Below are 770 nucleotides of genomic sequence, written 5' to 3' on the forward strand. Positions count from 1 at the left end.
GGTCTTGACCTCAACGCGTTGGGATCAATTCTGGAACAAACTGAATCAATACGGCTTTTCCGTTGCCCTCTAATAGTATCAAATAGAGGTCGCACCCGGTGTCCAGATACTCAAGAGCGGCTGTAGTGGCAATACGACCCGCCTCGTTGAGGCTTTCCTGAATCGCTTCTTCACTGGTCAGCAGCGAATGACTCAGGTCTATCGTCACTTCTATCCTGACTTGCGTCCCTTCTTGACTCAGCAATTGAGCGCTCATACTCACCACCTCTTGGTTGCCTCACTCAGTGATATCATGCTTGACCTACTAAATCAAGTAGAGGTCGCACCCCATGATGGGTTCCCCGCTTAAACTTCGCAGTGAAAGATATTGAAGGCTCGGTAGTATTTGTCGTCGTGCAGTTTGCCAAAAAGATCGAGCGATGCCCCAACTTCCAAGGAATGGGTATAGTCACCCGGAAAAAACAAGACGGTTGGCTTTTCCTTAGCCGTGCTTTGCAGATTGTTTAGCACGTTATGAGACCGGATATAGGGAAACACCTCTCCAATCCCTGAAAGAAGCAACACATCAAACTTAGTGGCTGCCATTTCGCGGGCGATCGCGGGTATCAGATGAGCCTCTGGATCGAGAACACCCTGGAAAAGCTCTTTCAGTTGATCTTTGGAAACAGATGCTTCTATAGCCGTTGCCAGTTAGGTTAGGACATACTATAGAAGTTGAGACCCTCAAATGAGCGATGCCAGCCCCCTACAGCGATGACCTCCGACAAAAA

Annotated in this window: 2 protein-coding genes; both read right to left on the reverse strand. The window is 48.7% G+C overall.

All coding sequences use genetic code 11. The features are described 5' to 3' along the window. Positions 1-10: 10 nt before the first annotated feature. Positions 11-256 (reverse strand): hypothetical protein, encoded by a 246-nt coding sequence (locus tag A8707_RS26330; RefSeq protein WP_068820420.1) that lies wholly within the window; start codon positions 254-256, stop codon positions 11-13. 89 nt (positions 257-345) lie between these two features. Next, a complete protein-coding gene (locus tag A8707_RS26335) occupies positions 346-690 on the reverse strand; it encodes a DUF1788 domain-containing protein (RefSeq protein ID WP_197485111.1) in 345 nt (114 codons plus the stop codon). Positions 691-770 lie beyond the last annotated feature (80 nt).

Source organism: Phormidesmis priestleyi BC1401, from assembly GCF_001650195.1.
Lineage (GTDB): Bacteria > Cyanobacteriota > Cyanobacteriia > Leptolyngbyales > Leptolyngbyaceae > Phormidesmis_A > Phormidesmis_A priestleyi_B.

What these genes read in the sequence shown, in the direction of transcription:
- A8707_RS26330 (WP_068820420.1), bottom strand. Translation starts at nt 256, where the DNA reads ATGAGCGCTCAATTGCTGAGTCAAGAAGGGACGCAAGTCAGGATAGAA.